14 protein-coding genes and 1 riboswitch are annotated in these 12,532 nt (G+C 45.1%); of the genes, 7 read left to right on the top strand and 7 right to left on the bottom strand.

What is annotated here, in order from left to right:
- The first annotated feature begins 10 nt into the window (after positions 1-10).
- Positions 11-1,297, top strand: a complete 1,287-nt coding sequence (locus ACXAD4_RS27600; protein WP_475245257.1) for a cytosine deaminase — start codon at positions 11-13, stop codon at positions 1,295-1,297.
- A gap of 45 nt (positions 1,298-1,342) precedes the next feature.
- Here ACXAD4_RS27600 and ACXAD4_RS27595 read toward each other — a convergent pair whose 3' ends face one another.
- A complete protein-coding gene (locus tag ACXAD4_RS27595; protein ID WP_475245256.1) occupies positions 1,343-2,563 on the bottom strand; it encodes a S1 family serine peptidase in 1,221 nt (406 codons plus the stop codon).
- A gap of 206 nt (positions 2,564-2,769) precedes the next feature.
- On the bottom strand, positions 2,770-3,258 hold the full coding sequence (locus ACXAD4_RS27590; RefSeq protein ID WP_475245255.1) for a hypothetical protein: 489 nt from the start codon (positions 3,256-3,258) through the stop codon (positions 2,770-2,772).
- A 256-nt stretch (positions 3,259-3,514) separates the two neighbouring features.
- Between ACXAD4_RS27590 and ACXAD4_RS27585 the strand changes: the two genes are divergently transcribed.
- From ACXAD4_RS27585 to tenA, 6 genes are all read left to right on the top strand, one after another.
- Positions 3,515-4,087: a PhnA domain-containing protein gene (locus ACXAD4_RS27585; protein WP_317520272.1), complete on the top strand. Its 573-nt coding sequence runs from the start codon at positions 3,515-3,517 to the stop codon at positions 4,085-4,087.
- Positions 4,088-4,284: 197 nt separating this feature from the next.
- A riboswitch (TPP riboswitch) is annotated at positions 4,285-4,381 on the top strand.
- A 73-nt stretch (positions 4,382-4,454) separates the two neighbouring features.
- On the top strand, positions 4,455-5,282 hold the full coding sequence (gene thiD / locus ACXAD4_RS27580; protein WP_475245254.1) for a bifunctional hydroxymethylpyrimidine kinase/phosphomethylpyrimidine kinase: 828 nt from the start codon (positions 4,455-4,457) through the stop codon (positions 5,280-5,282).
- 20 nt (positions 5,283-5,302) lie between these two features.
- On the top strand, positions 5,303-6,091 hold the full coding sequence (locus tag ACXAD4_RS27575; RefSeq protein WP_475245253.1) for an ABC transporter ATP-binding protein: 789 nt from the start codon (positions 5,303-5,305) through the stop codon (positions 6,089-6,091).
- Complete coding sequence (locus tag ACXAD4_RS27570; RefSeq protein WP_475245676.1) at positions 6,078-6,920, top strand: ABC transporter permease; 843 nt, start codon at positions 6,078-6,080, stop codon at positions 6,918-6,920. Before ACXAD4_RS27575 ends, ACXAD4_RS27570 begins: the two co-directional genes overlap by 14 nt.
- A 52-nt stretch (positions 6,921-6,972) precedes the next feature.
- On the top strand, positions 6,973-7,932 hold the full coding sequence (locus ACXAD4_RS27565) for an ABC transporter substrate-binding protein (RefSeq protein WP_475245252.1): 960 nt from the start codon (positions 6,973-6,975) through the stop codon (positions 7,930-7,932).
- 32 nt (positions 7,933-7,964) lie between these two features.
- The gene (tenA, locus tag ACXAD4_RS27560) at positions 7,965-8,630 is read left to right on the top strand and encodes a thiaminase II (protein ID WP_475245251.1); all 666 of its coding nucleotides are present in this window, start codon (positions 7,965-7,967) and stop codon (positions 8,628-8,630) included.
- 65 nt (positions 8,631-8,695) lie between these two features.
- On the opposite strand, the gene ACXAD4_RS27555 is transcribed toward tenA, so the two are convergent.
- The 5 genes from ACXAD4_RS27555 to ACXAD4_RS27535 form a co-directional block, all read right to left on the bottom strand.
- Positions 8,696-9,340: a YdcF family protein gene (locus tag ACXAD4_RS27555; protein ID WP_475245250.1), complete on the bottom strand. Its 645-nt coding sequence runs from the start codon at positions 9,338-9,340 to the stop codon at positions 8,696-8,698.
- A gap of 148 nt (positions 9,341-9,488) precedes the next feature.
- A complete protein-coding gene (locus ACXAD4_RS27550; RefSeq protein WP_475245248.1) occupies positions 9,489-10,028 on the bottom strand; it encodes a YaeQ family protein in 540 nt (179 codons plus the stop codon).
- A gap of 161 nt (positions 10,029-10,189) precedes the next feature.
- A complete protein-coding gene (locus tag ACXAD4_RS27545) occupies positions 10,190-10,519 on the bottom strand; it encodes a GIY-YIG nuclease family protein (RefSeq protein WP_475245247.1) in 330 nt (109 codons plus the stop codon).
- Positions 10,520-10,585: 66 nt separating this feature from the next.
- Positions 10,586-11,254, bottom strand: a complete 669-nt coding sequence (locus ACXAD4_RS27540) for a YceH family protein (RefSeq protein ID WP_475245245.1) — start codon at positions 11,252-11,254, stop codon at positions 10,586-10,588.
- A 248-nt stretch (positions 11,255-11,502) separates the two neighbouring features.
- A complete protein-coding gene (locus ACXAD4_RS27535; protein WP_317520284.1) occupies positions 11,503-12,450 on the bottom strand; it encodes a GGDEF domain-containing response regulator in 948 nt (315 codons plus the stop codon).
- Positions 12,451-12,532 lie beyond the last annotated feature (82 nt).

Genomic DNA, 12,532 nt, shown 5'->3' with positions numbered 1-12,532 from the left:
GACAACTAAGATGCAAACCTCAAATATGCTAATAAAAAACGTCACCATCAAAGGCAAGGATGGCCTGCATCAGATACTGATTAACGAAGGTAAATTTCATTCCATCAAGCCAATGGACGAGCACGTTGATTTCAACGGCGCTGTACTTGATGGTGAAGGTGGTATGGCTGTGCCACCTTTCTGTGAGCCTCATATTCACTTGGATACTACGCAAACAGCGGGTGAGCCTAACTGGAATATCTCAGGCACACTATTCGAAGGAATTGAGCGCTGGGCTGAGCGTAAGTCCATGCTTTCTATTGAAGATGTCAAATCACGTGCAAAACAAACACTGAAGTGGCAAATCGCCAATGGTGTACAGCATGTACGAACCCATGTTGATGTTTCAGATCCAACACTTATTGCTCTAAAAGCAATGCTTGAAGTGCGTGAAGAAATGAAAGAATGGGTTGATATCCAGATTGTGGCATTTCCACAAGAAGGTATTTTGTCCTACCCAAACGGCAAAGAACTGCTTGAGGAAGCCGTTAAGCTAGGTGCTGACGTAATCGGCGCTATCCCCCACTTCGAGTTTACTCGTGAGTATGGTGTAGAGTCTCTGCATTATGTTTTCGAGCTAGCTCGTAAGTACGATCGCCTTATCGATGTTCACTGCGACGAAATCGATGATGAGCAATCTCGCTTTGTGGAAACCCTTGCCGCACTTGCCCATAAATTTGAAATGGGTGACAAGGTAACAGCTAGCCACACGACTGCAATGCACTCATACAACGGCGCTTATGCTTCACGTCTGTTCCGTCTTCTAAAAATGTCAGGGATCAGCTTTGTCGCCAACCCGCTGGTGAATATTCACTTGCAGGGCCGTTTTGATGATTATCCGAAACGCCGCGGTGTGACTCGTGTGAAGGAGATGCTCGCTTCAAACATCAATGTCTGCTTTGGCCATGATGATGTTTTTGACCCATGGTACCCACTGGGCACTGCTAACATGATGCAGGTTCTGCATATGGGGCTACATGTTTGTCAAGTAATGGGCTATGAGCAAATCAATCAATCTCTGGACTTGATCAGTACTAACTCTGCAACAACGCTAAACATTCAAAACCATTACGGTATTGAATTAGGCAAGCCAGGCAACCTGCTAATTCTTCCAGCAGAAAATGGCTTTGATGCAGTGCGACGCCAAGTGCCAGTTCGGTACTCCATTCGTGCCGGTAACGTCATTGCAGAAACCCAGCCTGCAGTTACGCATATTGAGCTGGCAGAAGGTAAAGAAGCCGTTTCTTTCCGCCGCTAACAAAAACAGCCACCCTCCGGGGTGGCTGTTTTGCTTTAATAATTCTTAAGTGTAACGGCGCCGAAACAACAATATAGTTAGCAAGCTTACTAAGCCCAAGAAGCTTACCGTACCGCCACTTCCGTCCGAATCAAGCGCACAGTTATTTGGGCTAATACCTGAAACGTCAGGATCACATTCTTGGTCAGTCTTTCCGTCACCTGTCTCATTGCCACTACCACTATCTGTGGCTGATTCTTCAATAAAGTCTGGATTAGAAATTGGTTTATCGGGAATAGTACCAACGTTTTCCTCAATCCAGTCATAGTAAGTTCCAACTCTCGCGTAGAATCCAGGACGCAAGTATGCGCCGCAAAGTGGGCTTCCAACCGGCCCCCCACTTACAATACCTAATTGTACCCAGTTGCCATCAGAGTCTTTAGTTACCAATGAACCTCCGCTATCCCCTTTACAAGAATCTGGGCCATAACCAAGTGACTCCCCCTCTTCATCGAATAAAACATCAGGAGGTAAAGCACATACTTTCGTTTTATTCTGAGGTCCATCGATAATGACATGCTCATCATTGCCTCTTTCAAGCAAATTGAAGCATTCTGCTATCGGTAAATATGATAGGTCAGCAGACATTAATGTGTTTGATACACCAGTACCATCACTATTCGTAGATCCCCAGCCAGTGACCATGACATTCTCTGGACGTTGTTCTTCAATCCACTCGCTAGTTAAAATAGCCTCTAAGGTATCTGCTGTTTGGCTGCTAGCCATTTTGATAGGTTTTACTCGAGGAAATGGAAAGGATCGATTTACCCTAAGAAGTGCAACATCATTATCTAATGCTAGCGTAAGTACTTCAGTTGTTACTTTGCCATCTTCATCTACAGAAACATTAATTTCTGCATTCGGAGAATAATCTGGGTGAACAACAACATGACTAACTTGATATAAATCTGAAGGGTCAATAACTTCAGTATCCAAGGCACCAACCATCACGGCAAGCTTGTTTGGAGGGACTGTAAATTCTCCGCCCACTTCACCTTGTACCACACAATGAGCTGCTGTGAGGACCCACCTATCATTTACAATGCTACCACCACAAAAGTGTGATGTTTTATCAGTCGTATTTCTTAATGAAGCCATCCAAGTAAAATCATCACCAGGCCTGACGGGCGTACCACCAACCACATAGCTTTCAACATCAGCAGTATACCCAATTGTTGGTATACTGAACAATATACCCGCAAGGACACCAATACATTTCCTTTTCATCGATATTCACCATCTCTTCCCTATAAGCGTTTGTTAAAATAGCAAAAATGGCGAAATCAAAGAGTACGAGAAGAAGTAAAATGCGAGGCATTTAATGAAATATAACTATAAGTATGAAACGTATATGCCGTTTATTTTAAGCGGAAGGGAAAAGAGTAAACCCCAATAAAATCATCGTAAGGTTTACTCTTATTCATATTGACCGACTACAAATCAATACTTGAGCAACTCACTCTTTCAATATCAAAGTCAGAGTATGTATCACCTAACAGTTCTGCAGCTAACTTAGGATAGAAACCATTGTCATAGGCACGTTTCACTTCATCGATATCAATGGTATAGAGTTTAATACCTAACTTGGTTACTTCATCGGGTACACAGACCGTGTCACTGCCAGCACCAAAACAGACATCACCGCTGGTATCAATTACCCCGCAGCTCGTATCTTCAATATCGATCCCTAATGAACCCAACTTATTATCCAAGGTTTCTTCAGTTCCCGCGGGAAACTCGTCAGGTAATTCGATTCGATATACATTCAACAAGCTGTCGACACTGGTATAACCTTGCGCTCCCTCAATTTCAGCTCCGGTTACGGCAAAGACTTCCGCATTACCTGATACAGTGTTTACGACATCCTCATCATCACAACCAATAAGTGCTAAAGCTGAAAGTAAAAAAAGTGCCTTTTTCATACATTTTCCTATTTATTTTTCTGTAACTACTTGGATAGGCACTTTGATCTTAGTCCCAACTCAACAATATCTCCTACATTTTTGTTGCATTATTTTTACCTTCTTATCGGGTTAGACTGTTTTTTGTTCGTAAGTCAAAATGAGAGTAATGTGATCTTGATCTTCATTCCTTTTCTTCTCAGAATTAAATGGCATAATAAACCGAACAATTACCTGTATGGTATCTAAGACCATTACACTTCCTTGGAATATTCCTATGAGCATTGAATCGATCGTTAAAGAGCGCTCTGGCGCTAAATGTGAACTATGTGGATCAGAAGACAGTCTGAGCGTTTATGAAGTTCCTGCTTCTCCTGACCAAACAGCAGGTAGCTGTGTGATGGTATGTGGAACTTGCCGTACAGAGATCGAAGACGCAGAAACACTGGATCAAAACCACTGGCGTTGCCTGAATGACAGCATGTGGAGCCAAGAGCCAGCTGTTCAGGTAATGGCTTACCGTCTTCTTAAGCGTCTGTCTTCTGAAACATGGGCCCAAGATCTGCTTGATATGATGTACATGGAAGAAGACATGATTGAGTGGGCAGAGAAAGGCATTGCCCTAGCTGAACTTGACGCTATCAAAACAGTAGACGTAAACGGCACTGCTCTTGAGGCGGGTGACAACGTCACAATCATCAAAGATCTTCCAGTAAAAGGCTCTAACCTTGTCATCAAACAAGGTACCGCTGTTCGTGGTATTCGCCTAACAGATAACCCTCTGCATATCTCAGGTAAAGCGGCAGGTACTAACATGGTGATCATTGCTGCATACTGCAAAAAAATGTAATGACCCCAGGCGGCCACGGCGTGGCTGCCTACTTATTCTCCTTCTGTATTATTCTTCATCCATCACCTCATTTTATTCCTAACATGTTTGCCCTATCGTAAAAAACATGTTTAGATTAGCCACATCTTCAGGCATTTAAGCCAGAAAACTGTTTTTTTTAGGTCAATATTCAATATTGGCCATTTAGTACAAATTATATCCGTTAGTCGGGGAGCCGAGCGCTGAGACCACGTAGTGGGACCCGTTGAACCTGATCCATTTAATAATGGCGTAGGGAACTAGCTGCATTGCCCTATCTCGCACCTTCCACAGGCTCGATGAATAGTTTCGATGGCATTGGCTACCTTACGTCTTAACAGAGGTATCTATGCCAATTTCATCAAAGACCCCAATTACCCTTACCATTGCTGGCTCTGATAGCGGCGGCGGCGCAGGTATTCAAGCAGACATCAAAGCTATTTCTGCAACCGGCGGTTACGCATGCTCTGTCATCACAGCACTAACAGCCCAGAACACCCAAGGCGTGACCGGCATCCTCGGCATCGACCCCAATTTTGTTGAGCAGCAACTTGACGCTGTGTTTACAGATCTTGATGTAAAAGCCGTTAAAATTGGCATGCTAAGTGATGCGAATATTATTCGCATGGTGGCCAAAAAACTTCGCCAATACCAACCAAAGTTTTTGGTTATCGACCCCGTCATGGTCGCGACAAGTGGTGATTTACTGCTTGAGCAAGATGCGATTTCAACACTGAAATCTGAGCTACTGCCACTGGCAGATGTTATCACCCCTAACCTGCCTGAAGCTGCAGCTTTAATTGGCTCAGCGCTTCCTGAAACCGAACAAGCAATGACAGATATGATCGCTGCATTACGTAGCATCGGCTCTCGTTCAATCCTGCTCAAAGGTGGTCACCTTGAGAAGGATGAGTTCAGCACCGACTTGCTAATTCTAGAAAACGACGTAATCCGCATGAGTACGCCGCGAATTGCAACACGCAATACCCATGGTACCGGCTGTACGTTATCTGCTGCAACGGCCTCATTCCTTGCTCAAGAGTATCCATTGCAAGACGCAGTAAAACATGCCAAAGCCTACATCACCAAAGCAATCGAGCATGCTGATGAACTTGAAATCGGTTCAGGTCACGGCCCAGTGAACCATTTCTTTGCAGGCCATTTCAAACCAGAGTAAGCATGGAAGCAATAAACAAGATGAAAAGTAATCTTGCATTAAACACATCTGGCGATGCGTATGTTGCTAAAGGGATGGCTGTCAAAATCGAGGATTTAATGCTTCGATATAACGATGCCAGCACACCTTTATTCAGCCAGTTAAATGTTAAGCTGCCAGCTGGTCAATGGACTTGCCTGCTGGGTAAGAGCGGTTGTGGTAAAACAACACTGCTACGCCACCTCGCAGGTCTTCTCGAAGACAACGTGACATGGAGTGGTAATATCACCACCAGCAATGCATTGCCTCTAACCGGCAACATCGCTTACATGGCCCAGCAGGATTTACTGTTGCCTTGGCTCAATGTCATTGACAATGTTTGCTTGAGTGCCCGCTTTGGTAAAGCACAAAAAGCAGACAAACTACGCGCGTTGGCATTGCTTGAAGCCGTCGGGCTAGCCGATAAATCGGACGTGATGCCGAATCAACTCTCTGGTGGAATGCGCCAGCGTGTTGCTTTGGCACGAACTCTGATGCAAGACAAGCCTCTTGTTTTAATGGATGAGCCTTTCTCAGCCCTCGACGCTGTCACACGGCATAAGCTCCAGTCTCTTTCAGCAAAATTACTCGAAGGAAAAACCGTATTGCTGATCACCCATGATCCGCAAGAAGCACTTCGTCTTGGCCACCAAATCTACATGATGTCAGGTACCCCAGCTTCACTCAGAGGGCTACCCGTACCTTCGAATCTTCCGCCAAGACAGTTTGATGGTGAGCTCGCAACCCACCAGCAAGGGATCATCAATGAGCTGGAGAATGATTATGTCTGATCAATCGATATCTTCGAAGCTACAGAACCCTTTGTTGGAACAGCAAGAAGCTAATCAGCATACCAGTAAGGTCAATAAATCACTGTTGTCACAGCATATCTCCCGCTTTGTCATTAGCGTGGCAATTATTATGGGTCTATGGCAGGCCAGTGTCGTTATTTTCGACCTACCGCCTTTTATATTGCCGGGCCCAGTAGCTGTTATCTCCAAGCTAATTGAACGAGCAGATGTTCTGTGGCACCACACAGTGGTAACTGGCACTGAAGTCCTTTTTGGTTTACTTCTTGGCTTAGCAATGGGGCTGTTCTTTGCCCTGCAAATGCTGGTCTTTGAGCCTCTGCGTCGTTGGCTACTGCCAATACTGATCACTAGCCAAGCTATACCAGTATTTGCTATCGCGCCCATTCTGATGCTATGGCTCGGCTATGGCATGGCGTCAAAAATTGTCATGGCTGCACTGATCATTTTCTTCCCTGTCACGACATGCTGTTATGACGGCCTTCGCCATACACCAAAAGGCTACCTTGATCTGGCCACAACTATGGGAGCCACCCGTTGGCAGCAACTTTGGCAGATCCGCTTACCCGCCGCCCTACCCGCTTTGGCATCAGGTATTCGCGTCGCGGTTGTCGTCGCGCCAATTGGTGCCGTTATTGGTGAATGGGTGGGGTCAAGTGAAGGTCTCGGGTACTTAATGCTGCAAGCCAATGCACGCATGTTTGTCGATGAGATGTTCGCCGCTTTGTTTATCTTGGCGTTTTTCTCAATCAGCCTGTACTTCATTACCGATCTTTTATTAAAAAAAGCCATTCCATGGCAAAGCCAATAACTCGGTTCCAAAACACGGAATGCTTTACTTCGCTCAACAACAAGGAAATAGAATGAAATCCACTTTTTTTAAAGCAGCTAAACCGCAGCTGTTTGCCGCTGCTGCATTAATGCTGGCTTCTTTTAGTGCATCGGCAGAAGAGAAAGTCACACTCATGCTGGACTGGTTCGTTAACCCAAACCACGGCCCAATTATTCTAGCCAAAGAAAAAGGCTGGTTTGCTGAACAGGGATTAGATGTCCAAATTCAAGAGCCTGCAGACCCAAGCGTTCCAGACAAATTGGTTGCTGCTGGTCGCATTGATCTTGCAGTTTCATACCAGAGTACGCTTATCTCTAGTACTGCTGCAAAGCTTCCTCTGGTACGCTCAGCAACGCTCATTTCAGGCCCATTGAACTCACTGATTGTACTGGATAAGTCAGGCATTAAATCATTAGCTGATCTGAAGGGTAAAAACATAGGCGTTGCTATCGGCGGCAATGAAGATGCGACTATCGGCACCATGCTTCGTTCGGAAGGCGTTGATATGGACACGGTGAAAATTATCAATGTTGGCTGGGCGCTCTCTTCATCTCTGGCGTCAGGGAAAGTAGACGCTATTTGGGGCGGCTTGCGTAACTTCGAGCTTAACCAACTTGCCATCGAAGGCTATGACGCAACAGCTTTCTACCCAGAAGAACACGGCGTACCACCATACGACGAGCTGATTTTCGTTGCCAATAAAAATAAGTACAACCCAGAAACGATCAATAAATTTAATACTGCTATCGAAAAAGCAACGGTTTACCTGATTAATCACCCAGAACAAGCTTGGAAAGAATTCGTTGCTTACTCGCCAGACACATTGAACAACGACCTGAACCGCCGAGCTTGGGAAGATACGCTAACCCGCTTTGCTTTGCGCCCAGGAGCTGTAGAGCTAAAACGCTATGATGAATACGCTGAATTCATGAAGCAGCACAACATCATCAAAACATTGCCACAAGCCAAAGATTACGTGCTGACGTACTAAGCGTTAACAGTTTAAGTTGATAAGGAAACACCATGAATTACCAAGATTTGATCAGCTACTGCCAACAGGATTGGGAAGATTACACCGAGCACGACTTCGTGAACCAGTTAGCGACCGGTGATTTGAACAAATATGCTTTCTTCCACTACCTAAAACAAGATTATTTGTTCCTCAAGCACTACGCTCGCGCGTACGCCTTGGCTGTGTTCAAATCATCAACACTGGCTGAAATGCGCGAACCGCTACCGGGCCTTAATGCTTTACTTGAGTCAGAAATGAACCACCACATTGAGTACTGCCAAACCTGGGGCCTTTCAGCAGAAGAGATGGAAGCAGAACCAGAAGATTTCGGTACCGTATGCTACACCCGCTACGTTTTGGATACCGGTATGGCAGGTGATCGTACTGATTTGTTCACTGCACTTGCTCCATGTGCTATCGGCTATGCCGTCGTTGGTCAACGCTTGGAGCAATGGCCCGAGACTAAACTTGAGGGTAACCCTTATCGAAGCTGGGTTGAGCTATACAGTGGAGAAGATTACCAGTCAGGTGTAGAAGAAACCATTCGCCGTTTAAACGCGATGCTTGAAGAAATCCCTCTTGAAAGTAAACGTGGTCAGCGCCTTTGTGAAATATTCAAAACGGCTACCCGCATGGAAGTTGCTTTCTGGGAACAAGGTATGAAAGCGGCACAATAATTTCGCAATGTGGATTAAAAAGCCCTGTTTTTACAGGGCTTTCTTATATCTTCTGGCAATTAACCTTATGTGAGCAAATGCTCCTTAAACCCCAGTTCAACCAACTTCTTGTAGGCCTGCCAAACTTCATCAGGGATATCTTGCTCAACAGAGTAACCATATGACGGATAGACTTTGATACGCTGCAGATCACCTAGCATGACATTAATAACATCGCTGTATGACAAGGTTTCATTCGGGTACTCATCAAAGCCAATAGGAGGAGAGGTAACCGTCACTTTCTTGCCCGGCCAGTTTTGCTGGAAAGTCGCATAAGCCCTTCTTTCCATAAATGGTTTTTGGACGATAATAAAGCTCTCTGGTTCAAGCCCCTTCATCTCTAGTAATGCACGCGTGAACTGAACATTTTCGCCCGTATTGGTGGATTGTGGTTCAAGAAGAATAGCACCTTCAGGGACGCCCATGTCCAAGGCAACTTCTGCAAACGCTTTAGCTTCGGAGCCCTTAAACATACCACGGGTCAACTCACCTTCTCCCCCAGAAAAGACAATGTATGGCGCGTAGCCTTCTAGGAACAACTTTGCCGCATACTCAGCGACTCGAATATCATTACTACCCAGCACGAAGATACAGTCAGATGGCGAGAGTGCGTGGTTTAGATGATGGTAATCCCACACTTTTGTTGCTAAAGCATGCACATTTGATGGCATTGCACGACTCCTTGTTGCTGAAAAGGCGAAAGCTGCCTAGCATCCAGGCAGCAGTATCAATCTTGGTATTCAGGAGAATATCATGAAGGGCTTCGATGACTGTTCAGTGACAGTCATCTATGGAAATGACCAAAGGCTCACAACCGTGTTAACGAAGCCACCACTCTGGCGTTAGGGTACAGCTCTTGTCACCGAGCATCAGCCAACCCTGCTCTGCTTCAATGGTTAACTGTAGATTCATCGAACGTTCAACCATAGACTCAAGTTCAGCTAACGTTTCGTCATTGAAGAAAACGACTGAAATATTACCGTATTGGCTCACTTTAGCTTGGTGTTGCTTCCACCATACCGGTGCGGCGTTATCACCATAAGCAAAGATAATTACTTTTTTTGCCTTATGGGCGGCTTTCTTCAGCCGTTTCTCATCAGGTAAGCCAAGGTCAATCCATAGCTCGATTTCATCACTCAGATTTTTCTTCCAAAGCGCAGGCTCATCGGCTTCACAAAGACCTTTGGTAAACTGTAACTCTTCATCGGCATTAAAGCCCCATGCAACCAACCTTAGCATTAGACGCTGCAGGGTCTCAGATGGGTGACAAGCCAATGTGTGCTGCTGATCGAGATACACATGGCGATCAAGATCGGCAACATTGAACTGGGCTTTGTAAATTGTGGCTTTAAGTGCCATAAAAATATCCTAGAATAATAAAAAGCTGATATAAAAATAATAAATGCAGTGTAGTTTGAACAGGAAGAAGGTTCAATTTCAATTGTCTAACAAACACCCAAAAGGCCTTCAAAAAACGTATAAACCTTAAAATTCACTAATCTTTTCGCTGCGCTAATGCCTTATTCAACCAAGCTCAACACACTTACACTGCCTATGACAATTTGCTCCTTGGTACGCTTTGGCAGACGTTTGATCTTATATTCAAGCTGCATTGCTAAGCGTTTATCTCCCACACACTCAGACCAAGCCAGTTCCAGAGGCCCCTTACCCTTTAGGAACTTTGCTCCACGCTTTGAAGAAGTATGCTCGTTGAAGCGCCTTTCTACATCTGTGGTTACGCCACAATACAACCGATTGTCTACCGTCCTAATTAAATAGACCGACCACTGGCTAACTTTATTCTCTTGCCCTTCACCTTCGATAGCGTGAGCAGGGTTAGTACAGGCCATCTTTCTTTACACCTTACAAAAAAGCCCAGCTTTTGCTGGGCTAACAACACTCACGCTATTTGACACTTATGAAGTTAACGATTCAAGCATTGCTTTGAGCTCTTGTACTTCTTTTTTAAGCTCTGAAACTTCATCTTCCAAGGCCGTTAGACGCTCAGAGGTCGGAGAAGACGGTGCACTCGCAGAAGATGCAGCCTGTTGTTGAAGGGCCTCAAGATCTATCTCGCCACTGAATAGGTGCATATAACGAAAATCACGCTTGCCCGACTCTTTTGGTAATTGAACAACAAAAGGACCTTTCGGGTGTTCCGATAACGTACTCAGCACTGATTCAACTTCTTTAACATCAGAGAAGCTACACAGGCGATTAGTACGAGTCCGTAGTTCACCAGGAGATTGTGGGCCACGCAGCAGCATCACACAGATAATCGCTTTTTCTTGCGCGCTGAACTGGAAAGTACTGAATTCAGTATTACAGAAACGGTGCTGGTATTTCGCAACACGGCTACCTAGACCTGCGGTTACTTCTTGTACAAACCTTTTCGCCTTCAGCGCTTCGATAGTATCTTGCACCTCAGCTTCAGTAAGCGACATCACAGGCTCACGATTACTCTTCTGATTACAGGCTGTCGTTAGCGCATTCAGTGTTAATGGGTATTGATCAGGTGTAGTTACCTCTTTTTCAAGCAAGCAACCTAGCACGCGCGCTTCTGTCTGCGAAAAGCAAATATCCATGATCTTCCCTCACTTATTCTTCTTACAATACAAATTCCATTGAGCATAGCCGAAAACACGCTGTATTCATGGCAGGGATTCACTGCTACTCAAAAGAATGCACACTGCATTAGACATTCCTGCCTAACAGCAGATTATCACTGAAGAATGTTACGGCAAGCGCAAGGGAGGTTATTTGGCTGCAATTCAGCCAAATAACGCTTGGTAAAGTACAAAGTGTTAACTAGATCAAAAAATCAGGCGGGAGCTTAGGTAAATTCAGCGGCGACAAAACGATTTCGGCCTTGTTCTTTGGCCTTATATAACACCCGATCGACAATTTCATACATGTTTTCAACTGTCTCCAAGCCTGTTGGAACCCAAGAAACCATGCCCTGGCTAACCGTCACAATGTCAGCCGTGGTCGATTTGGAATGTGGAATTTCAAGCTGCTGAATACACAGTTTCAATCGTTCACATTCTCGTACCGCTCTAGTCTTATCGCAGTTACTCAGTGCGATCACAAACTCTTCCCCTCCGTAACGGGCAGCAAGCTCTCCCGCACGGCTGAAGTTTTTCTTAAGTTCAGTAGCAACCGCTTGTAAACAGCGGTCCCCTTCCAAGTGACCGTAGTGATCGTTGAACAGTTTAAAGTGATCGACATCTAGCATGATCAGTGTCAGTGGGAAGTTGTTACGGCCATGCCAAGAAATAAATTCAGCCAGCTTACTATCCAGATAACGACGATTTGCCAATTTGGTTAAGCCATCTTCATTAACCTGCTGTGAGAGCTTCTCATTCGCCTGCTCCAAGCTTTTCGTTGTATCCTTCAGCTGATGACGCATATGGGCGATACGCTGCATCGCTTTGAGCTTAGCCGCTAGCACAATCTTGTTTACTGGTTTGACAATGTAATCATCGCCGCCCATATCAATAGCCTTAGCGATCATTTCCGGTTCATCATGCCCACTCAAAAAAATGATGGGCACCCAGTCAGGATGCTTAATTCTGATTTGCTCAGCAACTTCAGTACCACTCATATCAGGCATACTGACGTCTAAGAGTAATAAATCTGGGTCGAACAGCGGATATTTCTCGATAGCTTCATGACCTGAAGCGACAGCTTCAACCACGTGCCCGAGGCGCTGCAACCGCATGGCCAACTGCATCCTCTCAAGATGCACATCATCTACTAGTAGTATCCGCATCGCTTCCATCTAAGCATCCTATTGATATATTGGCTATTCCTTAAGCTATTTATAGCACAGAATGCCTTGGCTTAAATGGTTCTATAAAAAA

The sequence above is a fragment of the Photobacterium sp. AWH4_225 genome, from assembly GCF_056158405.1.
Note: the sequence above shows the minus strand (reverse complement) of the source record. Positions and strands in the feature narration are given on the sequence as shown.

Coding starts and splice junctions, on each gene's coding strand:
- ACXAD4_RS27600 (WP_475245257.1), top strand. CDS start 11: ATGCAAACCTCAAATATGCTAATAAAAAACGTCACCATCAAAGGCAAG.
- ACXAD4_RS27595 (WP_475245256.1), bottom strand. CDS start 2,563: ATGAAAAGGAAATGTATTGGTGTCCTTGCGGGTATATTGTTCAGTATA.
- ACXAD4_RS27590 (WP_475245255.1), bottom strand. CDS start 3,258: ATGAAAAAGGCACTTTTTTTACTTTCAGCTTTAGCACTTATTGGTTGT.
- ACXAD4_RS27585 (WP_317520272.1), top strand. CDS start 3,515: ATGAGCATTGAATCGATCGTTAAAGAGCGCTCTGGCGCTAAATGTGAA.
- thiD (WP_475245254.1), top strand. CDS start 4,455: ATGCCAATTTCATCAAAGACCCCAATTACCCTTACCATTGCTGGCTCT.
- ACXAD4_RS27575 (WP_475245253.1), top strand. CDS start 5,303: ATGAAAAGTAATCTTGCATTAAACACATCTGGCGATGCGTATGTTGCT.
- ACXAD4_RS27570 (WP_475245676.1), top strand. CDS start 6,078: ATGATTATGTCTGATCAATCGATATCTTCGAAGCTACAGAACCCTTTG.
- ACXAD4_RS27565 (WP_475245252.1), top strand. CDS start 6,973: ATGAAATCCACTTTTTTTAAAGCAGCTAAACCGCAGCTGTTTGCCGCT.
- tenA (WP_475245251.1), top strand. CDS start 7,965: ATGAATTACCAAGATTTGATCAGCTACTGCCAACAGGATTGGGAAGAT.
- ACXAD4_RS27555 (WP_475245250.1), bottom strand. CDS start 9,340: ATGCCATCAAATGTGCATGCTTTAGCAACAAAAGTGTGGGATTACCAT.
- ACXAD4_RS27550 (WP_475245248.1), bottom strand. CDS start 10,028: ATGGCACTTAAAGCCACAATTTACAAAGCCCAGTTCAATGTTGCCGAT.
- ACXAD4_RS27545 (WP_475245247.1), bottom strand. CDS start 10,519: ATGGCCTGTACTAACCCTGCTCACGCTATCGAAGGTGAAGGGCAAGAG.
- ACXAD4_RS27540 (WP_475245245.1), bottom strand. CDS start 11,254: ATGGATATTTGCTTTTCGCAGACAGAAGCGCGCGTGCTAGGTTGCTTG.
- ACXAD4_RS27535 (WP_317520284.1), bottom strand. CDS start 12,450: ATGGAAGCGATGCGGATACTACTAGTAGATGATGTGCATCTTGAGAGG.